The sequence below is a fragment of the Pseudoalteromonas sp. PAR1 genome (assembly GCF_947311895.1).
Lineage (GTDB): Bacteria > Pseudomonadota > Gammaproteobacteria > Enterobacterales > Alteromonadaceae > Pseudoalteromonas > Pseudoalteromonas lipolytica_C.
The window spans coordinates 128,692-153,548 of sequence record NZ_CAMZMY010000007.1; the positions used below are offsets into that span (position 1 = coordinate 128,692).

General features: G+C 42.5%; 17 protein-coding genes. 7 read left to right on the forward strand and 10 right to left on the reverse strand.

Annotation, left to right across the window (positions count from 1 at the left end; all coding sequences use genetic code 11):
• Positions 1 to 286 precede the first annotated feature (286 nt).
• Complete coding sequence (locus QL229_RS07945; protein ID WP_054562952.1) at positions 287 to 496, forward strand: hypothetical protein; 210 nt, start codon at positions 287 to 289, stop codon at positions 494 to 496.
• Positions 497 to 500: 4 nt separating this feature from the next.
• Here the strand turns inward: QL229_RS07945 and QL229_RS07950 are convergent, their stop codons facing one another.
• Both QL229_RS07950 and QL229_RS07955 read right to left on the reverse strand, forming a co-directional pair.
• The gene (locus QL229_RS07950) at positions 501 to 1,106 is read right to left on the reverse strand and encodes an alpha/beta hydrolase (protein ID WP_281546732.1); all 606 of its coding nucleotides are present in this window, start codon (positions 1,104 to 1,106) and stop codon (positions 501 to 503) included.
• An 8-nt stretch (positions 1,107 to 1,114) separates the two neighbouring features.
• Entirely contained in the window at positions 1,115 to 1,651 is a 537-nt protein-coding gene (locus tag QL229_RS07955) for a YaeQ family protein (protein WP_281546733.1), read from the reverse strand.
• 272 nt (positions 1,652 to 1,923) lie between these two features.
• On the opposite strand from QL229_RS07955, the gene QL229_RS07960 reads away from it, so the two are divergent.
• The 5 genes from QL229_RS07960 (at position 1,924) to QL229_RS07980 (ending at position 11,181) form a co-directional block, all read left to right on the forward strand.
• Positions 1,924 to 4,308 (forward strand): TonB-dependent receptor, encoded by a 2,385-nt coding sequence (locus QL229_RS07960; RefSeq protein ID WP_281546734.1) that lies wholly within the window; start codon positions 1,924 to 1,926, stop codon positions 4,306 to 4,308.
• A gap of 36 nt (positions 4,309 to 4,344) precedes the next feature.
• The gene (locus QL229_RS07965; RefSeq protein WP_199527233.1) at positions 4,345 to 5,022 is read left to right on the forward strand and encodes a response regulator transcription factor; all 678 of its coding nucleotides are present in this window, start codon (positions 4,345 to 4,347) and stop codon (positions 5,020 to 5,022) included.
• Complete coding sequence (locus QL229_RS07970) at positions 5,022 to 6,248, forward strand: HAMP domain-containing sensor histidine kinase (protein ID WP_206769165.1); 1,227 nt, start codon at positions 5,022 to 5,024, stop codon at positions 6,246 to 6,248. The genes QL229_RS07965 and QL229_RS07970 overlap by 1 nt, the downstream gene beginning before the upstream one ends.
• Positions 6,249 to 6,356: 108 nt before the next feature.
• Positions 6,357 to 7,310: a ribosome biogenesis GTPase YlqF gene (ylqF, locus tag QL229_RS07975; RefSeq protein WP_138558098.1), complete on the forward strand. Its 954-nt coding sequence runs from the start codon at positions 6,357 to 6,359 to the stop codon at positions 7,308 to 7,310.
• A gap of 421 nt (positions 7,311 to 7,731) precedes the next feature.
• Positions 7,732 to 11,181, forward strand: coding sequence for a PAS-domain containing protein (locus QL229_RS07980; protein WP_199527201.1), 3,450 nt, complete (start codon positions 7,732 to 7,734; stop codon positions 11,179 to 11,181).
• On the opposite strand, the gene QL229_RS07985 is transcribed toward QL229_RS07980, so the two are convergent.
• The 8 genes from QL229_RS07985 to QL229_RS08020 form a co-directional block, all read right to left on the reverse strand.
• Entirely contained in the window at positions 11,165 to 12,454 is a 1,290-nt protein-coding gene (locus QL229_RS07985; protein ID WP_281546735.1) for a HAMP domain-containing sensor histidine kinase, read from the reverse strand. The genes QL229_RS07980 and QL229_RS07985 overlap by 17 nt on opposite strands.
• Positions 12,455 to 13,831, reverse strand: coding sequence for a sigma-54 dependent transcriptional regulator (locus QL229_RS07990; RefSeq protein ID WP_281546736.1), 1,377 nt, complete (start codon positions 13,829 to 13,831; stop codon positions 12,455 to 12,457).
• Between the two features lie 56 nt (positions 13,832 to 13,887).
• Positions 13,888 to 16,338: an ABC transporter permease gene (locus QL229_RS07995; RefSeq protein WP_281546737.1), complete on the reverse strand. Its 2,451-nt coding sequence runs from the start codon at positions 16,336 to 16,338 to the stop codon at positions 13,888 to 13,890.
• On the reverse strand, positions 16,338 to 17,090 hold the full coding sequence (locus tag QL229_RS08000; protein WP_281546738.1) for an ABC transporter ATP-binding protein: 753 nt from the start codon (positions 17,088 to 17,090) through the stop codon (positions 16,338 to 16,340). The genes QL229_RS07995 and QL229_RS08000 overlap by 1 nt, the downstream gene beginning before the upstream one ends.
• Positions 17,087 to 18,364, reverse strand: coding sequence for an HlyD family efflux transporter periplasmic adaptor subunit (locus tag QL229_RS08005; RefSeq protein WP_281546739.1), 1,278 nt, complete (start codon positions 18,362 to 18,364; stop codon positions 17,087 to 17,089). Before QL229_RS08005 ends, QL229_RS08000 begins: the two co-directional genes overlap by 4 nt.
• Positions 18,365 to 18,524: 160 nt before the next feature.
• Positions 18,525 to 20,030 carry a beta-lactamase family protein gene (locus tag QL229_RS08010; RefSeq protein WP_281546740.1) on the reverse strand — a complete coding sequence of 502 codons (1,506 nt, stop codon included), beginning with the start codon at positions 20,028 to 20,030 and terminating at the stop codon, positions 18,525 to 18,527.
• Between the two features lie 162 nt (positions 20,031 to 20,192).
• Entirely contained in the window at positions 20,193 to 20,855 is a 663-nt protein-coding gene (locus QL229_RS08015; protein WP_054552322.1) for a response regulator transcription factor, read from the reverse strand.
• Between the two features lie 112 nt (positions 20,856 to 20,967).
• Positions 20,968 to 23,259 (reverse strand): TonB-dependent receptor, encoded by a 2,292-nt coding sequence (locus QL229_RS08020; RefSeq protein WP_199527208.1) that lies wholly within the window; start codon positions 23,257 to 23,259, stop codon positions 20,968 to 20,970.
• A gap of 295 nt (positions 23,260 to 23,554) precedes the next feature.
• Here QL229_RS08020 and QL229_RS08025 point away from each other — a divergent pair, with 295 nt between their 5' ends.
• The gene (locus tag QL229_RS08025) at positions 23,555 to 24,856 is read left to right on the forward strand and encodes a GntP family permease (protein ID WP_054552324.1); all 1,302 of its coding nucleotides are present in this window, start codon (positions 23,555 to 23,557) and stop codon (positions 24,854 to 24,856) included.
• The last annotated feature ends 1 nt before the right edge of the window (position 24,857 follow it).

A 24,857-nucleotide genomic window follows, 5' to 3' on the forward strand; every position in this document is an offset into this window, starting at 1 on the left:
AAATGGTTTAATTCGAACACCGTGATAGGTTTTAGCTATCAAAGGCGGTTTTTACCCGCTAGTGCACTATCAACATAACATTGAATTACCTGTTATATAGACTTGGGGTAACTGAGCAAAAAATCTACCTTATTTTGCAGATATGCAAAAATTAAGCAGAAAGTATGATCTAAAACAAAGTTTGTATTAGCTGATAAACACGCCGATTTAGAACTTGATTTAGGTCAAAAAAGCAACGAAATAGAAGCGCATAATGACCTTACCGCATTTAATCAGGAGAATAAAAATGGACGGTAAAACAGTTAAAGAAAGTAAAGCTGAAATAGTTGTTGTAGTGATTGCATTACTTGCATTTGTTATCGGTTTAGTAGGTCATTTAGCCGGCGCTAGCTTCGCAAACTTTGATACCTTTGGTTACATTGCTGCACCAGTACCACTGATTTTAGGGATCATTGTATTAATCTCATACAAAGTGGCTGCAAGTGCTGAAGATTAAAGTATCACTCACTTTGATTTATAAGCTTAATAATGTAATCCATCACTTGGCGTGAGTAGATCATACTGGTGTGACTCAAATGAAACACCTTATGCTCTGCCATGCCATTGAGCTTGGTTTCATCTATCAAAACCGTACCATCAGAAACACTGCCTTTGGCAATCAGTGGCATTAGCCCTATTGGTAAGTCGCCAGCAATACTATAAAGCTTGGCATTAAACGGCCAATCGCCATTCTCTGATAATAAAAATTCCACACTGTTTTTTAACAGCATTTCAAAGCCTTTTTGCTGCATTTGCTTAGCAATATGGCTGCCTTTATGTGGAGTGCCTAAGGTGATTACCTTTTCGACATGGCGACTTTGTAGTGAATTGGCTTCAAGGTAAGCGCGGGCGACTAACCCCCCCATTGAATGGCAAACCAAGGCGGTTGGCTTACCATTAATAAAGCGATCAATCTTATTGAAAATTGCAGCTCTATCGGGGGAGAGTGTATTGTAGGTCAAATTGAGTATTTTAAGCCCTGACTTTTCGAGACGCGCACACAGAGGGCGCATCACAAAGCCTGACATATAAAGTCCGTGTAATACTACAACCTGCCTAATTGCCATCGCATTCCTTACATTAACTGTTGCGGTTTAATTTCGATATTTGCTGTATCTGAGCTAACCCATACTTCGCCATCTTGAACTGTGATGGTGAGCTTAATATTGCGATCGGCTAACTCTGCTAGTGCTTGGGTAGCAGTATAATCGAGACTAAAAATACTCAAGTTTTTAAAATCATACAACTTAGGCTGATGTTTTTGCCACCAAATTGCTTGGTTATTTTCACCGTAAGTATATAAAACAACTTGCTTGGCTTTATTGCAGGCTTTTTTCAGACGTTTTTCATCAGGTAAACCTAGCTCAATCCATAATTCAATTTCTTCGCTGTAGTTAATGTGCCAAAGCTCTGGCTCGTCATCGGCGCATAAGCCTTTCGTAAACTCTAAGCCTTCACGAGCATTAAGTGCAAAAGCTAACAAGCGGATCATCAAGCGTTGTTCGGTTTCTGATGGATGTTGTGCCAGTGTTAAATTGAAATCTTGATAAATGTGGCGGTCCATATCGCTTAGCGATAATTGCGCTTTAATAATGGTTGATTTAAGAGCCATAACTGCTTACTTGAAAAAATTTGCGCCATTATAGCGCAATTAATCTTACCGACGCTTAAATATCTCCAGCGAAACTTTTGGTTAATCCTTATTTATTATCACGAGCAGCTTTCATAAACCTAAATTACGTCGGTGACATTTTAGTCACATTTACTTTGCTAACGTCTAAAGTTGATTAATTCGAATTCAATAATTAGGGCTATTTGGGAGGATGAAAGTATGTGCAAGTTATTGAAATCAAGATCATGGTTGATGCCAAGAGGGACGCAATTATGAAAGAACAATTTAGACAGATACTCTGGTCATTTGCATGGCTATTGTTGAGTAGTTTGGCATTTTACTCTTACGCAGTAGAAGAGCCAGGGGCAATAACGGTTATTGTTAAAAATCAGACTACAGATCGACCACTTCCAAACGCACAAGTCATACTTAAGGAACGAGAAACCTCAGCAATACAAACCTTACAAACTGATCTACAAGGGCGTATTGTTGTTGAGCAACTCGACCCGGGCCTTTACTCAATAAAGATTACAAAAAGTGGCTTTGCGGCTTTATACGAACCAAGTATTCGTGTTGTAACTCGTAAAAATACGAAGGTTGAATTTGACCTTAGAGAACAAGCCATAGAAGTAGTTGAAGTAAGAGCCCAACAAGCTGATACATTTACTTCAGGCTCTAGCACCTATCTCGACAGAGAATCTCTGCGAAGTGCCGTGGGAGGAGGTGCAGATCCACTACTTTCTCTAGATGGATTGCCAGGTGTCGCATCTGACAGTGAATTTGCAAGTTTTAGTGTGCGTGGTCGAGGCCCAAGAGATAATTTACTCTTTGTTGATGATTTTCCTTTTGATAAAGCTATTCACTTTGATGCGACGTTAGGTGAAGAGGAAGATGTAGGCGGCGGTGGTCGCTTTTCTATATTTGCCCCCAATGTGATAAATGGAGCAGAATTTTCACCTGGCGGGTGGCAAGCAGCTTATGGTGGTCGTGCAGGGTCTTTACTTAAGCTAGAAGTGGCCGATGGTAACCCTAGCCCATCTGCCAGTTTTCGCTACGACCTTGCTGGTTATGAAGTTGGTTATGACGGCCCTATAAATATCACTGATGAAGCAACTATGCTTTTTTCTGCAAGGCGGTTAGATTTTGGTGCCTTGTTTGAAACTATCGAAGAGCTAGATATTGGTGAACCTGTTTTAAGGGATATTATTTTTAAATCAGTGATACCCATTAATCAAAATAACACTTTTGAAGTGTTACTCATGGATACGCATGAGAAATATACTCGTGGCGTTGAGCATGTTTCTGAATCACCTAATTTTGAAGATACTGCATTGCAAAATGCCGAGCAAGATAGTGACTTGTATGGTTTAACATTGACCACGTTACTTGGTGAAACCGCTGTTTTGACTAATAAAGTTTACTACCGAAAAAGTGATAAATTGAGCTCTGAAGGTGAGGCTTATCCAGATCTTGTGCCCGAGGGAACGCCAGCTTCTGAATACCCTATTCGAGAAGACATTATCACTATATCTGAAGGTGAAACAGAAATTGGTTGGAGAAGTGATTTCGAGGTAGAAAATCAATTAGGGATGTTGAGCGTCGGTGCCCGAATTACGCAAATTGAACTAGATTACAGCACCTTTTTAGATGGTGAATGGAATCGGTATGTTTATGATAGTGACGATTATAGACCAGACCCACAGCAAAAGTTTATTGTACTAACCCCTGAAAGCCTTAATTCAGTCACGTCTTTGAAAGAAGTAAACTATACAGGCTACATAGAACAAATTTTTGAAATGGGTGATTGGGATTTTGGTACAGGTTTACGATTTGAACGAGATGGGTTTGCTGATGAAAGTTTTATATCACCTCGATTCAGCATCAACTGGATGCCAAGTCAAAAGGTAAGGTATTTTGCAACGGCGGGGTTATTTCATCAGTCACCGCGATATTTAGAACTTGCAGCTAACGAGACTAATAATCTTAAAACTGAAAAAATTACCCATACGAGTGTTGGTTTTAAATATTTCCCTAATGCCAACTGGTCATTACTAACGGAAGTTTATTATCAGCAACTTAGCGACTTAGTGGTTGACCTAGACCGTACCAGTGGAACTTATGCAAATGATGGTGATGGTACTTCATATGGTGCTGATTTTGTGCTTAATGCTACTATTTTCGAAGGTCTTTACGCCAGTGCAACCTATTCTTACAATGATGCGGTCGTAGACCGAAAGGATGGTTTTGGTGACGTAGCTGCTGAATTTAGTCGTGAACATGTTGCCACGTTAGGGCTGACATGGGAGATAAGTGACCGTTGGAAGCTTGCTGGACGATATAAATACCTTTCTGGCAGACCAGATGACATATTTATTGTACATGAAGATGTTTTGGGACCAGGACAGCCTTTGCGTTACTCTAAGGAAATTACAGAGCGTAATGTTGGCCGTAAAGAAGGATCAGGCTCATTGAATGTTCGTGTAGATTACCGACGTGCCTTTGGTCCTATTGATGTTACCGCCTTCCTTGATGTTATAAATGTCACGGCAGCTTCATCAGCTGATGACACTGAGTTTGATTACCGCCGAGGAATTGAAGTCGTTGACGATAGCGAAGCTGAACCGCTGATCGGATTGCGATTAGATTACGCTTGGTAAGGAAGAAAAATGCTAGATGCTTTGAATACTGAGCCGATCAGAGCTTTGATTGTTGAAGATAATCGTGACATTAGTGCGAATATTGCTGCGTATCTAGAAAGGCACTGTTATCTCTTGGACTTTGCTTATGACGGTATAAGTGCAATGCAACTAGCGATGAACAACAAGTTTGATGTCATTGTTTTAGACTTAATGCTTCCAGGGATGGATGGCTTACACTTTTGTCAAAAGTTGCGAGCTGAAGCTGACGTTGAAACACCTGTACTTATGCTCACTGCGAGAGACACGCTTGATGATAAACTGAGAGGGTTTGCAGTCGGAGCCGACGATTATTTGGTAAAGCCATTCGCATTGCAAGAGTTACATGTGCGCCTGCAAGCTCTTTATAAGCGGAGTCACGGCAATACCAACAAGGTATTGACTGTGTCTGATCTAACGATGAATAAGTCCACCTTGCAAGTACATCGTGCAGGCCAGCTTATTGAGCTTAATCCTGCAAGTATGAAGTTATTGCAGCGGTTAATGGAGGTATCTCCTTCTGTTGTTACACGCGATAGTCTCGAAACTTTATTATGGGCAGATGAGCCTCCCGATGGTGACGCGCTTCGTTCGCACATGTACAAGTTAAGACAGGCAATTGATAAACCATTTGATACGCCATTGATTCATACTGTGCACCGTATTGGCTATCGAATTGCAAAGGACGTGCAATAATGTATCGGCATAGTTTGCACAAACGTGTCGCTATCGCATTTGCAATGTGTGTGGCTGTGCTCAGTATTGCATGGGGGTTTGCTTTCTTTGCTGCAATAAGATTGAGTGAAGATCGTGTGCTAACCCAGCAATTGCAAGTTGCATCAGATAACTACCCTGCTATTACTACAAATCTTAAGGCGTACGATAAAGTAGATAACTTACCTCAATCACTTCATGCGTGGGCGCAAACAAATCCAGCAGTAGGCTTGTATGAATTTGATAGCGAAGAATTACATGTTGCCGTAATTGATACAGGCAATGAGCAGTCACCTGGGTTTGTAGTGTTTGATGTCGCGCAGATTGAGGCTTCTTCGTCAGAGGATTGGTGGTTATTACTTATTATTAGCAGCCTTGTAGGAACATTGGGGTTATTAGGCTTTGGGCTTGGAATTGTTGTGATGCGTCGAGCTTTGGCTCCCGTAACTCAACTTGCTAAAGCTGTGGCCGACATTGATCCTGAGCAATTATCAAACGAAGAGTACAAGCGTATACATGCTAACCGATATACAAATGATGAAGTTGGCATGCTCGCAAATACAATAGAGCAGGCTTTTGAGCGAGTGAGTGCATTCATCGCAAGAGAACGCTATTTTACAGACTCAGCAAGCCATGAATTGCGCACGCCAGTGACAGTCATTACCGGCGCCCTAGAGCTTTTAGAACAAAGCCAATTGACTCCTGCCGATATGAAGGTGCTAGATCGTGTAAGGCGGGCAACACACGACATGAATACAATGATCGAAATGTTTTTGTGTCTTGCTCGTGAAACTGATGATGGCTTGTATGATGAGCAGTTTTTAGTAATGCCACTGGTAAGAAAAGCAGTAGAGCAGCAACGCTATTTGTTAAACGGTAAGCTCGTAGGTGTTGAACTTGATGAGCTCGCCAATCCCATAATTTATGGGCATGCACAGGCATTTTCTATTGCGGTTAATAACCTGGTGCGAAACGCGTTTGAGCATACCCTTACAGGACAGGAACCGATTGCAATTTTGATTAAAGAGCATGAATTATTAATCACTAATCAGTTCAGTGGCGGTGATACCCAGTATACGGCGACTGAAACAGCTTCTCACGGCTACGGCTTAGGTTTAGGTATTGTGCAACGCTTATGTGAGCGCAATGGTTGGTCATTCTCACTGCATGCAGATACAGCGCATGTAGTCGCTCGTCTTTCGTGGTGATGGAAGGCATGATTTTATTTTTAAACAATCCTGCTTGATGTAGTAAACTATACCTATCAGCAAAATCCCCATGGCGTTAGCCTTTAAAATAAAGAGCTTAATAATCTAATGAGTAGAGCAGGAATACAGTGGTTCCCGGGTCACATGAACAAAGCCCGCAACGAAATTAAAGAAATCATGCCACAGATGGATGTGATCATTGAGGTACTTGATGCCCGTATTCCTTACAGTAGTGAAAACCCAATGGTTACTGCGCTTCGTGGCGATAAACCGGTGATCAAAATCATGAACAAGGCGGACTTAGCTGATCCTAAGTTGACGCAAGCTTGGAAAGACTACTTTGAGCAGCAAAGTGGCGTGAAAGCGATTGATTTTGGTAATGATAAAGCGGGTGAAGTACACCGTATTAATGAACTTTGTAAAAAATTAGTGCCGCATAAAGTGGGTGCTGATAAACAAATTAAAGCCATGATCATGGGTATTCCCAATGTTGGTAAATCAACACTTATTAATACCTTAGCTGGCCGTATTGTGGCAAAAACAGGTAATGAGCCTGCGGTAACAAAAGCGCAGCAACGTATTAAGCTTGACGATGGCATTATGCTTTACGACACGCCGGGCATGTTGTGGCCTAAAGTAGAAAACGAAAACTCAGGTTATCGTTTAGGAGCAACCGGTGCAATTCGTGATACCGCTATCGATTACGAAGAAGTGGCTAGTTACACCGCTGAATATTTACTGCATGCATACCCAGAGCTTTTAAAAAGCCGTTATAAAATTGACGAGCTACCAGAGTCTGACTGGGAGTTTGTTGAAATGGCAGGTAAAAAGCGTGGCTGTATCCGCGGTGGTAATCAAATCGATACTTACAAGATGTCTGAAATTCTTATTAACGAATTACGCGATGGCATTATTGGTCGTATTACCATGGAAACACCGGCCATGCGTGAAGAAGAAGAGCAAATGGTTGCACAGCTTCGCGCTGCTGCAGAGGCAAAAAAAGCCGCAAAAGAAGAAGAGAAAAAACAACGCCGAGCGCGTGCGCGTAAGAACCGTCGATAAAGTTAACGCATTAACTTTTAGACATAAAAAAAGCCCTGCAAGGGCTTTTTTAGTTTCATATCTACCGTCACCGATATGAGCAATGTAGCAAGTAAAATAGTAGGGCGATCACCTGTTGCCAATATCAAGGGGCGTTGCGATTAGCAACAGGCGATCTTAGCTTTATCGTGGGCCACACGTGTTTCAGGGTCGAGAAACAAATCAGTTTATTCCGAACAAGTCATAACACTTTACTGTCTTGTTGATAGTGATTATCAATTAGATTTACGTGTCTGTCAACACTCAATTGAAAATAATTCTCATTTCTTTGTGTTTGTTTTTTAAACTTCAGCAATACAATGCATTAGCACTAAAGTTAGGCTGTAAATTACGCGCAATAAAAACTATGCTGGTGCTATAACAATTAAAATAAAAACACACGATGTTCTCAATTTGGTCAATAAGCCTTCTTGCAATTGTATATCTGGCAATTTTATTTGCGGTTGCAGGCTGGGCTGATAAAAGAAAAGTATTGCCTTTTAAAGGCTTAACCTATGGTTTATCGCTTGGAGTTTACTGCACCTCTTGGGCGTTTTTTGGTACCACAGCACAAGCTGCATATAATGGCTGGTGGCTAGCACCGACTTATGCCGGCACTATTTTGCTATTTATTTTTGGTTGGCAAGTGTATTGCCGTATAGCGCATATTTGTAGGCAGCAAAAAATAACCTCGATGGCAGATTTTATTGCTACGCGATATGGTCAGTCGTCGAGCTTATCTGGGCTCATTTCATTGATTTCAGTGATTGCCATTGTGCCTTATATCTCTTTGCAGCTAAGTGCTACCGCACAAAGTATTAATTTATTAACTAACCGTTCAATGATGCAAAGCCATGAAGTATGGGCCGATAGTACTTTTTATATCACGCTTGTATTAGCACTGTTTGCTATTTTATTTGGTGCAAGGCGCTTAAAGCCTAGCGAACATAACCCCGGTCTTATTGCAAGTATTGCCTTTGAATCTGTGGTTAAGTTATTGGCATTTTTAGCTGTGGGTTTGTATGTGTGTTTTGCGCTATTTGATAGCCCTGTGGCACTGTACGATAAAGCCTATGAACTAAATATTGATCAGCAAGTGGCTGCTACACAAAGCCCGACCTATGTGTATGTTGCCCATACTTTACTTGGTATTTTGGCGACCTTATGTTTGCCAAGGCAGTTCCACATGAGCTTTATCGAGAAAAATAACGATAAAGAATTGGCCTCGGCACGTTGGCTATTCCCGATTTACTTATTACTTATCAACCTGTTTATTCTACCAATTGCATACGCTGGATTAATTTACTTTCAAGGTCAAGAAGTCGGTTACGACACCTTTGTATTGGCGCTACCTATGGCTGCTGATGATGCCTTTGTGGCGCTATTAGCGTTTTTAGGCGGCTTTTCAGCGGCAACCAGTATGGTGATTGTGTCATCCATTGTGCTTTCAGTGATGATCACCAATGACTTTATTAATCAATTTATTTTACGCCGCTCACAGCTCACATCGAGTAGTCGCGGACTTGATAAAAACAACCTATTACATGCGCGTAAAATCGTTATCGTACTGATTTTATTGCTTAGTTATTTTACTCACCGGGTTCTTGGCGAAAGTACAACCCTTGCCAATGTGGGTTTAATGTCGTTTACCTTAGTCGCACAATTTTCACCGGCCATGATCATTGGCTTATGGTGGCGACAAGCATCCTGTCGCGGTGCACAATTGGGCATTTTAAGTGGCTTTATCATTTGGGGTTACACACTCTTACTGCCAAATATTGCTGGAGGTTTAGGTCGCGATAGCTTATGGCTTGTGGATGGGCCTTGGGGAATTAGCTGGCTCGCGCCTACCGATTTATTTTCTTTAGGCATGGAAAGTATCAGCCAAGCCTTGTTGCTGTCGTTAGGTGCGAACTGTTTAGTGTATTTTTTAGTGCCGCTATTTAGTCGTGCAACCTTGGCAGAACGCTTACAGAGCAATAAGTTTGTATCGCAGCTGAGTGATTCACGGGTGAGTAATCATCTGCAGCCCTTGAGCTATCACGACCTAGGTGCACTTTTGCAGCGATTTGCCGAAAAAGAAGCGGCGCAGTCTTTGGTTAATCATTACTTTCCTGATGATAAAAGTAAGTGGAAGCGTCCCGCCAATGTTGAGTTAGAGCTACTGGTTGAGCGCGAGATGTCAGCGGTGATAGGTGGTGCATCGGCGCGGCTTATTTTAGATGTAGCCAAAGATGAGCAGCGTCAGCCGCTAGAGCAGGTTGCTGAATTTGTAGATGAGGCAAGCCAAGTACTCAAATTTAATCGTGATTTACTGCAATCAACAATCGAAAACATTCAACAAGGGATCAGTGTAGTTGATAGTGAGCTGCGGCTGGTAGCCTGGAATCAAGGCTACAAAAACATGTTCGCCTACCCAGATGATGCGCTCTACATAGGCCGCCCAGTTGCTGACATTATTCGTTTTAATGCCGAGCGAGGCTTATTTAGCGGCGAGAGCATGACCAGCGAAGTTGAAAAACGCTTAGCCTATTTACGCCAAGGCAGTGCTTATAAATACCAGCGCTCGCACAATGATGGTCGCGTGTTTGAAATGCAAGGTAATCCACTGCCAGGTGGCGGCTTTGTAACAACCTATACCGACATCACCGAGTTCGTAAAACAACAAAAAGCGTTAACCGAAGCAAATGTTAGCCTTGAAGAAAAGGTAGCAGCACGCACCTTGGCGCTAACACAGGCAAACCAAGAGTTGTCGATGGCAAAGCAAGTGGCAGAGCAAGCAACGGTCAGTAAAACCCGGTTTTTTGCGGCTGCCAGCCACGATTTATTACAGCCTTTTAATGCCGCGAGTTTATTTTGTTCTTTAATGAATGAAAAGGCCCAAGACACCGAGCTTAAAGAGCTGGCGATGAATATAAAAAATTCACTGGGCAGTGCAGAAGAGTTGTTATCGAGTATTTTAGAGTTAACCAAACTTGACTCTGGCTCGTTTAAAGTACAAATGAGCGAATTTGCAACCAGTTCTCTTGTTGAACCACTTCGCAATGATTACGAAGCTTTAGCGCGTGAAAAAGGTTTGAAATTTATTGTTGAAACCTGCGATGTGCGCCTGCATACCGACAAAGCGCTATTACGCCGAGTACTGCGTAACCTTTTGAGTAATGCGATTCGTTACACTGAGCAAGGTGAAGTGCGCTTAAAAATGCAGTACGAAGATAATCATGTGTCGTTTATTGTTGAAGATACCGGTATTGGTATTGCTGCTAATGATCAGCAAACGATTTTCCAAGAGTTTAAACAGCTTGGTGCAAAACCAAGTGCTGAAGGCTTAGGTTTAGGGCTGGCTATTACCAAACGTATTTGTGATTTGCTTAAAATCCCCCTAGTGATGGGATCTGAACTTGGTAAAGGTACGCAATTTACCCTGACTTTACCTTGTAAAGTCAGCGCTGCACCAGCGCAAGCCAAAGGTGCAGAGGCATCACAAGAAACAGAGCTGGGGCAATTGCGTATTTGGTTGCTTGATAACGACCGCAACGTGTTAGAGGCATTAAAACAGTTACTTGAGAACTGGGGCTGCGAAATCTCAACGGCCACTAACTTAGCGGAGCTTGAGCAGCTAAAGGCAAGCCAAGCCCTGCCGCAATTGTTGATTATTGATTATCAGCTGGATGATGGAGTAACAGGCCTTGAAGTAATTGAGCAAGCCGCACTAACACGCTTACCAGCTATCGTTAATACCGCAAATCATGATGAAGGCATACGCGAGTTAGTGCTCGATGCGGGCTATCCATTGCTTTATAAGCCTCTGAAAGCGCCCGCCTTAAAACGCATGATTAAGCGACTGACTTAGTCACAGTAATTGTAGCTTGTGTGCCTTGCTGGGGTTTTGAGTTTATTGATAACTCAAAACCTTGGTTGCGCACAAGTTCTCGGGTGATCACCAGCCCTATACCTGTGCCATTTGCTTTGGTTGAGTAAAATGGCACGAACAAGTTATCGGGGTTTTGAATACCACAACCTTGGTCGCTAATTGCAATACTTAAGTTATTACCTTGTCTCGACCAAGTGAGGGTTGGGGCTGAGTTGCTACCTGCTTCAAAGGCATTTTTTATCAAGTTGATTAACGCTTGTTCTAGCTGACCTAGGTCGGCATTAAAATGTAACTCTTCGCTGCTATTTATCACTAGTTCAGGAAAGATAGCGCTTAAACGTGTGTTTAATTGCTCGCTACTTATTGCCTGCTTTTGTGCGGGTGGTAGCTTGGCAAACGCACTGTAACTGGCCACAAAATCAAGCAAGTGCTGAGCGCGTTTTTCTATTACTTGCAGCATATCTTGGGCGAGATCATCGTGACTGCTAATTTGCCCTTGGCGTTTAAGAGTTTGCAATGACTGACTCATTGAATAAATCGGCGTGAGTGAGTTACGCACTTCATGATTTAACACTCGAATTAACCGTTGCCAAACAAGTTGTTCATTATCGCGAAGCTGTTGCTCAATTGAAAAGAAGGTTAGTAATTCAAAGTTTCTGCCAGTCCGCCAAAAAGTCTGCGATGAGATTTGAAAGCGTTGTTTAAACGGTGAATCACTGTTTTGTTGCCACTCGCCATCATGCAGGGCGATGCCTAAGTCGCTGGCCGATTTACCCTCAATCTGGTGATGGTTAATACTGTTTTTAAACGCCTTATTACTAAAATAAATCAAGCTATGGGGGTCTAGGATAACGATGGGTAAGTCCAGCATGCTGGCAAACTCAAAAACAAACTCTTCTGTTTGCATGTAATGGCGTTTGTTCTTGGCTATTTTATTGCTGAGCTTGGCAAAATCTTGTTTAAGTGCTGCGACTCGCCCACTTTGATAAGACGCTAAATGCCAACTATTACTTTCGTCATTTGCCAGTGCATCTAGTTGCAGACCAAAGCGTTCAACCACATCGGTGATCACACGGTAGCTTTTAATTAAAGCAAAAGCGCTTATCCCGATAAACGGCAATAATAGACTGATACTGGCAAACCAATCTAGTTTTAAGCTGAGCGAAAGGGCAATACCAAGCGTTAATAGCAGCGCTATAACCATATAAAAATAGCGTCGAATACGCTGCTCTAACGACAACTTGCTACTCATTTAGCGTTCTACTTCTTTTAAATCGAGCTGATGTTTATCAATGCGACGATAAATCGCCGATTTACTTAATCCTAAAAATTCTCCTGCGGCGATAACATTGCCATTAAATTGCAGCAGCGCTTTTTGAATCATTTGTTTTTCAAGTTCTTCAAGGGGCAATAGTGGCAAAGCCTGTTCGGCATTGCTATTCGGTTGCTCGCAACTTGGTTGATCTAAAATGAGGTCATTGGCTTGAATATTGTTGTTATCGCTCATGATCACCGCGCGTTCAATACAATGGCTTAGCTCACGAATATTACCAGGCCAACTGTAATTTTTTAGCGCCTTTAGGGCATCATTACTGAGCGCCATATTTGCGCGTTGATATTTTTTACCATGCACTAACAACAAGTGTTCAGCTAAGGGAGCGATGTCGTCTTTTCTGTCGCGAAGCGGTGGAATGTGCAGTTCAATGGTATTGAGTCTAAATAGTAAGTCACGGCGGAATTCACCCTGCTCAATGGCCGAAGCTAATTCACTATTGGTAGCAGAAATAATGCGAACATCGGCGGTTTTGGTTTGGCTTGAACCTAGCACTTCGAATTCTTTGCTTTCTAGCACACGGAGCATTTTACTTTGTAGCTCGAGGCTTAACGTTGCAATTTCATCTAAAAATAAGGTGCCGCCTTCGGCAATTTCAAACCGTCCTAAGCGGTCTTCTTTGGCATCAGTGAAAGCGCCTTTCTTATGACCAAATAATTCGCTTTCGAATAGCGTTGGGGCAATGGCGCCAACATTCACGCTTACATAGCGTTTATCAGCTCTGAGTGAATGCTGATGAATATAATGTGCCAATAAGCTTTTGCCTGTGCCATTTTCGCCGGTAATTAAAATACTGGCATCGGTTTTTGCAGCGCGCTCAGCTTTGGCGAGTAACAGCTGCATGATTTCTGATTGGGCTATGTAATGTGCTTGTGAGTCACTGGTAAGTGCCTTTAAGCACGCGTTGTCGTGATTACTTTGCTTAAGTTTTAGTTGTTGTTGCACAACGGCGGTTAAGCGTAGGTTATTCCACGGTTTTTCAACAAAGTCGACAGCCCCTAATTGCATGGCTTTTACGGCAACATCTATGCTAGCCCATGCGGTCATTACAATGACAGGTATGGTTGAACCTAATTGATTTAGTTGCTTTAAAAAGCGTAATCCCTCTTCACCTGAGGTAGTGTCGAGCTTGTAGTTCATATCGAGCAAAATCAGGCTAATGTGCTCGGTTTTTAATAACTCAAGCGCATGTTCAGGGCCTCCGGCCTCAAGGCATGGTAAGCCTAGTTGTTGTAATGCAACAATAGCAGCCAGACGTACATCAGCTTGATCGTCTATGACTAAGATTTTGTCCATGATGTTTTCTTATTATCCTGTTGAGGTGGCTTAAACTTAAGCCACCATTTGTGCTGTTAATCGTTACGCAGTGCAGCCATAGGTTTTGCTTTAAGTAGTAAAACCAAAGGTCTAAAGCAAGCAAATAGCGCAATACATAAGGTAATACTCCAAGCGAGTAATTGCAGTCTTACATCAAGCACCAGCCACGACATTAGCTGCCCTTGTAACATGTAAAAGCCCACCATTACCGCAGCGAGCGCAACTGCAAAGCCAATGAGCACAGGAATAATGGCTTCAACACTCATCAGCTTGAATAAGCGCGCTTTTTTCGCACCTAATGCCATGCGAATACCAAACTCATAACGGCGCAGACCAAGGTTATAGCTCAGTACCCCAAAAATACCGATTGCTGCTAATAATAGAGTAAATAACGCTAAGGTACTACACAGAACCACAGTCAGACGGCTCATATACAGTAAATTGTCGTACTCTTGCTGTAAGTCGTTAAACTGCCACATGGTTAAGTCGCTGTTCTTTTCTTTCAGCGTATTAAGTATTTGTTTATTAGTCAGCTTAACGCCATCAGTAGCTTTAATAGTAAACATGTAGCTATATGGTGTCGCTGGCCACCAAATGTGACGACCAAACGACTCATCGTAGTATTTAGGGTGATTAAAATCTTCGGTTACACCCACCACTTCATACATCTTTTCTTCTAAGCCTTGGTAGCTCTTGCCGATAATATTTCGATAGTCTTGGCCTGGTAATAAGTTTTCTGCCACGCTGACTGATACCAGTATCTCGTTAGTTTCACCGCGTATAGCTTGCTCGGTAAAGGTGCGGCCAGCGAGAATTTTGGTATTAACTAACGCAAAGTAATCAGGCCCTACCCACTGACTAGGGAAGAAAACTGAGCTTTTGCCGTTTACATCTGTCAGGGTGTTGGCGTTTTGTCTTTGCGAAACAGGGCTGTGACCCAGTGCAACATCATCAATGCCTTGGCTATCAAGCAAAACCTGCTTATATTGCAGCATATGTTCGTAGCGCTCAGCCAATGACATCTGATTATTTGGCTGGAACAGGTTGGCAAAATACAGGTTTTCGGTATCACTACCGAGTGGACGGTTTATCGTGCCCATGGCTTTACTGACTACCATCACAGAAAAACTAACAAGCAGCGCGGCAACAAACATTTGTGAGCCAATTAAAATCCGTACTGTGCGGCCTGATACCTGCGAAACTCCGCCTTTACCACTGTTCTGCATTTGCGTATTTAGGGTTTTGTAATTTACCAAACGCGCTGTAATTACAGAGAAAATATAAGCAAGAGCAATACATAGTATGATGGCAACAATGACCAACGTGCTATCAACCGCCAAGCTGTTAACCAGTGGTAATCGTCCTTCTGCTAATACTTTAAATAAACGTATGCCCCATACCGATAAAAACAGTGCTATGCTTACCGATAAAGTCATTAAAATCAGTGACTGTAAAAAGATACTTTTAAATAACGTGCTGCGTTTAGCGCCTAACACTGCCTGCAAGGCGAGGGTTTTATGTTGAGCAAGAGCGCGCGAGAAGAATAAAGTGCTTACATTAAGTACCGCAATAATCAGTAGCCCTACTGCACCGGCTAACATCATTAAGCTTAAGTCATCGTTATTACCCAGCTCAACGTCACGATAGGGGGTTACTTCAGGTTTTACATCGGTGATACCACCATTGTTTAGCCACTCTGATTTAACCGTATCAATTTGCTGTTTTAAATCGACTTTAACTTGATCTATGGTGACCCCAGGCTTTAAAACTGCAATCAGTTTTAGGTTTTTAAAAGTGTTTGTCCATGGACTTTGCCAATCGTCATTGTGAAAGAAACGGCGGTCCGCACTTGATGGAAACCATACTTCAACATCACTTGCTTTAAACATGTAAGGTGGGCTGAATGAATCATCAACAACACCGACAATACGGTGAACATAATCGGTTTCACCCGCCATGACTGAAAGTGTTTTACCAATAATGTTCGGGTCGCTGTTGTAATGCTTGCGCCAGAAGTTAGCAGAGATAACAACCCGATCATCAGGTGTTTCTAGCGTTTCTCCAAGGTCAAAACCCTGTCCCATTAAAAATGGCGTGTTTAATAAGTCAAAATAGTTGCCGCCAACATACAGCACAGGCTCTTTTGGCTCGCCATCGAGGTTTGCAAAAATTTGCTCACCCGCATTGATCATCATACTTTGTTCAAAGCTTTGATTATGCTTAAGCCAATGCACCATCGACTGATAGCTTTGAAAGCCGGTGGCATCGTAGTCATCATAAGTAAGTGATTGCTCAACCACTACCATGCGGCTTTCATCGTACACATCAAGGGGCTTTAAAAAGTAGCTGTTAACAAGGCTAAGCACTACAAACAAGGTGGCAAGTGTTAAAGCAAGCGTTGCGATAACCGCAGTGACAAAGCCCGGTGCATTCATTAATGATGCCCACGCTAAGCTCAGTTGGGCGCGTGTTTTGGTTAATTTCATTACATCACCTCGGCGCTTTCGAGTACTTGCTCTGTGGTGTCGCTGCTAGGTGCTTGGCGAGCTTCTGAGTAGGAAACAATTTCACCATCTAGCAATTTAAGTTGCGTTTTAGCACGTCCGGCATAACGTAAGTCATGGGTTACCATACAAATGGTGGTGCCTTTTTTATTCAGCTCATCAAGCAAGTCCATGACGGCATCACCATTTTTTGAATCTAAGTTACCGGTTGGCTCGTCCACTAATAAAATACTTGGCTTGCCAGCCAGTGCGCGGGCAATGGCAATACGCTGTTGCTGACCACCGGATAATTGATTGGGTTTGTGCTGGGCACGGTGGCCCATTTCAACTTCATCAAGGGCTTGTTTTACTGCAAGCTCTATTTCGCTAGGGCTCATGGCTGGCTCTCGGTAAGTGAGCGGCAGTGCCACGTTGTCAAAAACCGATAATTCATCAATTAGGTTAAACGACTGAAATATAAAACCAATATGAAGGTTTCTAAGTTCAGCTTGCTGATCCATATCGAGGGTTTTTGTGTCGACTTCTTTAATGAAATAGTCGCCAGCAGTTGGGCTATCAAGTAGGCCTAATAATGACAGCAGTGTCGATTTACCACAGCCAGATGGGCCGCTAATACAGATATAGTCACCTTGGTTAATATTCAGGCTGATGTCTTTTAATGCATAGGTTTCAACATTTTGGCCGCGATAAACTTTGGCGATTTTGTTTAATGAGATAAGCGTATTGGTTTTCATAAACTGTCCTGTTCGATTTTTATTGTTGCCAAATGCTGCCATTTAGAAAGGTCTGAAATGATCAGCTGTTCGCCCACGGTGGCACCGCTTAAAAGTTGAATTTGATTGTCACTGAGTGTACCAAATTCGATATTGGTTGGCGTTGCTAACTGGGTATCTGGATTAAGTTTAAACAGCGTGGCTTCGCTATTTGCTTGTGCTTTTTGTGGCACGTTAATGGTTAATGCATCGGGAATAATGTTGCTAACCACATAGCCTTCAATGCTTAAATCGGGGCGGGCATTGGCAGGCAGTGTGCCTTGTAAATCAAGTTCGATAATAACTCGACCATCGGTAACGATAGGGTCAATTCGGGTGACTTTGGCATCAACTTCACCGTGGCTTGCTTGACTAAAGGTGTTTACTTTTGCTGCCATATTAAGTGCCACTTTTTCGGCATCAGCTTGCTTCACGCTTAGCTCTGCTTTAAGTGCTTTATTTGAGCCAACCACCGCAAGGCGGGTACCCGGCACGAGATTTTGGCCAAGTTCAACATTCAATTCTTGCAGCATGCCATCGATACCTGCCGTTATTTGCAGCTGATCAAAAGCTTGTTGCTCAACCTGATAATTAAGCTCAAATTGGCTTAATAGTTCTTGCTGTATTTTGCTGCGTTGTAAGTGCATTTCTTTAAGCTGTGCAAGGCGTTGCTGCTCGATACTTACTCGCTCTGTAAGCTGTGCTACGTTTAGTATGCTTCGTTTGTAATCGAGGCTTGAAACAATTCCTTGTTCGATCAGTTTGCTTTCGGCATCGACTCTAAGCTCTGCGCTTTGCAGCTCACTTTTTAAAATGGCGAGATTTGCTTGGCGCTCAAGTAGCTCACTTTGCTGATTAATTCTTTGCTCATTAACACTGGCTTTTTGGCGAGCAAGTTCTAGCCTAGCGACCGATAAACGCTGCGCTTGCTGTGGGTTGACGAGGCTTAAAATCACCGTGTCTTTTTTAACGATAGTGCCGGGGTATACATGGATAGCTTCGACCATTGCGGTGTCGGTATTGGTTAAATAGCGTTGATACTTTGGCTTTAAACGACCAAAGCCACGTATTTTCACCACAAAATCGGCTTGTTCTACGGTTGCAATTTGCAGTTGGCTTGCAGCAACCACGGTGGGTGTAGCCCATTGATATACCATTAAAGCGCCAAGAGCTGACACGCCAATAGCTGCACCAAAAAGCCATTTTTTAGCTTTTGATTGCTGAGGTTTGCGTTTTAGTGTGCTGTCTAAATCCATTGGCTATATTTCATTGTATTGTAGGTTTAGCAACACAAAAGCGAGGAACGTGCCAAGGTTTAATTTATTGATTTTAAAGGTTTTGTTATTTTTCGGTGAGATGGGTTTTCCCACTTTTGGGATTAATAAAATCAAAAGTGGGACAGATATAAAGTGCAGTCTACTGTAGTAACTTTGCAAGCTTAGCCAGCTGCTTTTTAGCATGTGTGTTATCAGGTTTAAGCTTTAACACATGGTTATAATTGGCGGTTGCTTGCTTGAGATCACCGAGGTACCAGTATGCCTCTGCTAAGCTATCAAAGGTATTGTAACTATGTGGGTAAAGGTGCGTATTTAGTTTAAAAATCGCTAACGCTTCATTGAGTTTGTCTTGGTTAATAAGCGAATAACCCCATAAGTTAATATCGCTTTCAGTAAATTGGATCTGCTCGTCTTTAGCTAATTGATCCGCAGCTGTAATTGCATTTTCATAGCCTTGCACTTCAAGAACTTGCCATAAGCGTTTAATATTTTTCGCTAAACCAAAGCCATTTTCTTGTTTCATTTCAGGGATATAAAAGCCCGCAATTTCATCTACAAATTGCGATGGCATTGCGCCAATCAAGTTGGTTAAGATTACTATCGACATATTATCTTCAGGGTAAACAAAGATACCTGCTCTGTTACCACCTATGGCAGCTAATGCCGGATGTTCTTCTCGTCCCATTACAGGCCAACCAAGACTGTAGCCATTTAAGCGCTGATTAAAGCCTTGAGTATGACCATTTTTTAGTCGAGTCGGGGTCCACATTTGTTGAATACTTTGTGCATTAATAAATTGATTTGTTTGTAATGCCACTAGCCAATTTGCTAGCTCAGTTGCTGTTGAGGCCATACCTGCGGCGGTTTGTAGCATTGGTGAGAAAATGGCTTCTCTTGAATTTATTAGTTCATTACCTTGTGTTTCGTATCGTCTAGCCGAGTGTTTTACAACATTGTTGAGATTGCCAAAGCCCGCTTGAAGTGTTCTGTTCATCTCAGTTTTTTGTAACTGGTTTTTTGCTATAAATTGCTGAAATGGCATCCCAGATAACTTATTAATTAACTTACCAATAATGACGTAGTTTGTTTGGTTATATTTAAAACGGGTGCCGGTTTCGAACTCTAATGGTTTAGTTTGTACTTGTTGCCATGCGTCATCGGGTCCTTGATCTGAGATTAGATTGGCAATTTCATCTTTTATGATGTCAGGTAAACCTGATGTATGGCTCATTAATTCTCTTGTTGTTATAGCATGCCACTGAGTTGGCAGCTCGGGTAGGTAAGTGCCAATAGGTGCATTAAGGTCTAACTTCTTTTGCTCAACAAGTTGCATCAGTGCGACACCAACGAAGGCTTTAGTTGCGGAATTAATCACAAATAAAGTGTCGGCATCAACGGCGATATTATCTTCAATATTTGCAACTCCGTAGCTGGCAACTTTAATTACTTTATTATCTCGAACGACAGCAAGTTGTAGCCCGGGAATATTTCTTTTTTGCATTAACTCAACCAGCCATTGGTCAAGCTCATCTGCATGTGCAGAAAAGGCACTTAAAATAAGCGATAGAAGAGTAATCGTTGGAAGGATTAATTTTTTGCCAAGTTTTTTGCAAGCTGTGTACACGATGTTGTCCTTAGTGTTCATTTGTATCTATTATTTTTACTTAGATAGTTTTTGATGTGAGCACTAAAGCGAGGAGTATGCCAATCTTCAAGGTATTGAAGTTAATAGCTTTTATTGTTTTTCTTGGTTTTAAAATTCCCATTTATGGGAATTTCAAATTAAAACTGGGAGTGATTGCTTAAATTAGCTTTCTTCGATTTTGCCAACTTGCGAAAGCTGATTAAACAAAATGCCTGCCTGGGTGCGGTTATAGACATTGAGTTTACGTAAAATCGCTGACACATGTTGTTTGATTGTGGTTTCTTGAATCGACATTTCAAAGGCGATTTGTTTATTCAATAAACCGTCGGCAATCATCGCGAGTACGCGGTATTGCTGTGGAGTTAGTTTTTCAAGGTTGCGAGCAAATTCACTTTGTTCGTCGTTGATCACTACATCGGTTAAATCTACTTCAGGTGGTAACCAAGTGTCGCCGTTGAGTACATGACTAATAGCTTCGCTGATGACATCTAAAGAAGATGACTTAGGAATGTAGCCTGCAGCACCAAGACTCATTGCTTGTTTTATGATGGCTGGTGTCTCATTGGCAGAGACCATAATCACTAAAATATCTGGGTAGTGGTTACGCAGTTGCGAAAGGGCTTGTAGGCCATTTGCACCAGGGATGGTGAGGTCTAAAAATATCAGTTCAATCTCAGGGTGAGCGCTTAACAGTGCAAACAAACCATCAATGTCACTGGTTTCTTTGATATGTTCTTCTGGCACTGATGTCGCGGCAGCTTGACGCAATGCACTTCTAAATAACGGGTGATCATCGGCGATTATGGTGTTCACAGCTAAAGACATTCCCTCGATTCTCCAATGCGTTATGTTATAAGTGATTTTGCGTTTTGAAACAAGGTTTGCCTGAAGGGAAGTTTCAGACAAACCTTTCTCACACAAGGATTTAGGTTCTTTTTTAGAAACGGTAACCAACAGTGAAGGCTACAGTGCGAGGGTCGCCGTAGTAACCGATCAGCGTATTATCACCACCTAAACCTGGGGTGTATTTGCTGGTATCTGTTGGGTCTGTTGGATCAGGCGCTACGAACTGGTAACCACCAATCATGTACTCTTCATCCGTTAAGTTTTTACCGTAAAGACCAGCAGTCCAGTGGCCATCAGTGCTGTACCAAGTGATACCCATATTAAAGATACCGTAAGCATCTTGCGTTAATAGGCTATCTTCTTCGAATAGTGCGTAGTCACCTCTGTGGTAGTAGTTACCATTGATAACAAAGTCACCCATTTCTGTGTACATACGGTATGTTGCACCCAGATTAAAGGTTAAGTCAGGTGTGTTTGATACACTAAAGCGATCTGATTTATCGAATGCTTCACCCGTTTCTGGGTTGTAGTCAATTACGTTATCAAAGCTACTATCGATGTAACCTACTGACGCATCAAAACTGAGTGACTCTGTTGCAACATAGTTAAGCTCAAGCTCAATACCATCTGATGTTGACTCACCAATGTTACCTAAGCGTTGGTTTAGATCTGCTGCGCTGTCGCCCGGTAATACCGAAATATATTGACGGTCTTTATGATCAAGGGTGAATAGCGTTACGTTTGCACGTAAGTTGTTGTTCCACTCACTCTTCATACCGATTTCGAATGAATCAACGATTTCTGGTTTTGCTGCTGGCTCTGCAGTAGTTGCACGTGGGTTGAAAGTACCTGACTTAAAGCCTTGCGCGTAACTTGCAAAGAACATGATGTCGTTTGAATATTGATATTCAACACCTGCACGCGGTGTGAAACGTGACCACTCTTCTTCATCATCGAGTACCGTTGGTACAAGTTGGCCTTCTGGTCGAGTGTAACCTGGCACCCAACCTGACTCTGGATAAACAATGTCAAAGATGAGGCCGTTGTTAACCTGTGCTTCTTTTTTATCTTTGGTGTAACGCGCGCCAAGTGTCATTGACCATTTATCGGTTAAATCAATCGAGCCTTGAATATAGGCTGCTTTACTGTTTGAGTTACTACAACCGCTTACTTCACGAGTCAGGCCTGGTGCACCTAGGCTTTGACCTAAGATACCTAAAATAGCCTCAAATTGACCACATGATTCACCATCATAATAGTAAAGGCCTGATACAAGCTTGTAGTTATCCCCTTGATGATTTAGCTGTAACTCGTGAGTGGTTTGCTCATCATCGTAAATAGCCGGTACATCGAAAATTGGCAACGAGGTATTGTCAAAGTCGATATTTGTTGGAGAGTAACTTTCGCGGCTTGAACCTATGTATTTAATACTTGTGCTATCACTCATATCCCAACGTGCAGTCAGGCTGTAGCCTTCAAGTTCAACTTTGTTCCATGTAGGCAAGCTGGTGTATGAGTCATACACGCTGTTTGGCACTGGCGCATCAGTTAGTAGACTAGGCAGTAAACGATAGCCGCCTTTCGCGTTAGATTTATCTTCTGTTTTATCCCACGCTAAGCGGAAGAAAAGATCATCGGTCGGTGTGTACTCTAAGGTAACACGAGCTGCGGTTACGTCTTTGTTGTAGTTTTCGCGGTCTTGGTTATCAAGAGCCGATGTTAAAAACTCACCAAAGCCATCACGATTTAGCGTTGCAAAACCAAACCCTACGTAAAGCTTTTCGTCAACAATCGGTAATTGGCCGGTAATTTTTAAATCTTTTTGGTTATAGCTACCTACAGTGCCTTGAATGTTTAACGTCGCATCACCGCTCATTTCTTTGGTGACGTATTTAATTGCACCACCAATGGTATTTTTACCGTAAAGCGTCCCTTGTGGACCACGTAATACTTCGATTTGTTGCACATCAAGAAGGTCAAGTACGGCACCTTGAGGGCGAGCAAGATAAACATCATCAATATAGATACCTACACCCGGCTCATAACCCCAAAGTGGATCTTGCTGACCTACACCACGAATAAACGCAGTAATTGTAGAGTTAGTACCACGACTTGCTTGCAAGGTGGTATTTGGCGAGAACTGCTGAACTTCGGTCATAACGACGATGCCGTTTTCTGCCAGTTCTTCAGCACCCACTGAAGTGACTGCGACAGGAACTTCTTGCAGGTTTTCAACAGTTTTACGTGCTGTTACCTGAATGCGTTCAAGTTCCCCTTTTTTTGCTGCAGGTTCGGCTTGTTCTGCCGCTTGAGCACTGACACCTGCCAAAGCAAGTGATACAGCCAGAGTAAGTGGCGCGACTTTTGGGTTAAGCTTTATCATGTTGTATTCCTTGTTATTGTTGTCATTAGTCTTATGGCCACTCACATTGATGTTGCCGAAGACTTAATAAGATTTGCCCGTGTCACCTGTCAGTTAATGTAGAAGATAGTTGCAAAAATTGAATTAGTACCATAGTGCTATACCCGCCACAGCCCTTTATTTATCAAGCAATTAAGCTATTTTTAAAGCAGATAGTACCTTAGTGTTATGTATTTTTTGAACGCTTAGGGTAAGACTGAAGGCATTATTCCGATGTCACCTCATCTGTGTAATAACAATAATTATAGGAATGTCTATGCTGAGCATGATAGGACTGTTAGGCGGTTTGATACTGCTGATCATTTTAACGCTGCGTGGGGTAAATTTATTTATCGCTGCGCCAATCTGTGCACTATTAGTTGCACTTAGTAGTGGCATGGCCATTTTCCCTGTATCGGCAGATACAAACTTTATTAACGCCTATATGGATGGCTTTGCAGGCTTCTTAAGTGCGTGGTTCTTTATGTTCTTACTGGGTTCGTTATTCGGTAAGTTTATGGAAGACACCGGTGCTGCAGACAGTGTTGCAAGCTACATTGTGGGTAAACTAGGTATGAAGCACGCGGTTCTTGCGGTTGTGATTGCCTGTGCAGTTTTAACCTACGGTGGCGTGAGCGTCTTTATCGTTGCGTTTTCTGTTTACCCAATGGCATTAAGTCTGTTTAAAGATGCAAATTTACCGCGCCGCTTTATTCCAGCAACGCTGGCATTTGGTTCGGTGACCTTTACCATGACCTCGGCAGGCTCGCCAGAAATTCAAAACTGGATCCCGGTTAAACACCTTGGTACGTCACCTTATGCAGCATGGGAAGTGAGCTTAGTGGTGGCTATTTTCATGGCGACAGCAGGTTACTTTTGGTTAAACAAGATGATCAAAAAAGCCGTTGCTAACGGCGAGACCTTTGAAGCGCGTGATGATGATCCTGTCATTATTGAGCGTCGTCGTCCGCACCCAATTACAGGTGTGATCCCGCTGATCGTGGTGCTACTTTTATCATTTACACTACATGATGTACTACAGCAAACAGCGCTTATTGTTGCCTTGCTTGGTGGTGTGTTGAGTATTGTGATTATCAATTTTAAGCATTTTCACGATATGGGTAACGCTATTAATGTTGGTACAACTGGCGCTTTAGTAGCAATCGGTAACACCGCTGCTGTGGTTGGTTTCGGCGCTGTGGCGAAAGTATCACCGGCATTTACCGCCGCTGTCGATGTGATGACCCATATGCCGGGTAATGAGTTGGTTGGTGCTGCGGTTGCGGTCAGTGTAATTGCTGGCTTAACAGGCTCTGCTTCAGGCGGGCAAGCCATTGCATTACCACTTGTCGCACCGGGTTATTTAGACATGGGTGTAAACCCTGAACAGCTGCATCGTGTAGTGGCAATTAGTTCTGGAGCCCTCGATACCTTGCCGCATAATGGTTATGTGGTCACAACAATACGCGCTATCTGTAAAGAAACACATCAACGAGCGTATTGGTCAATGGCAGCGCTGACTGCGGTTATTCCGCTTATCGGTGTCGCATTGGCACTCGGACTCTTTATTTTCTTTTAAG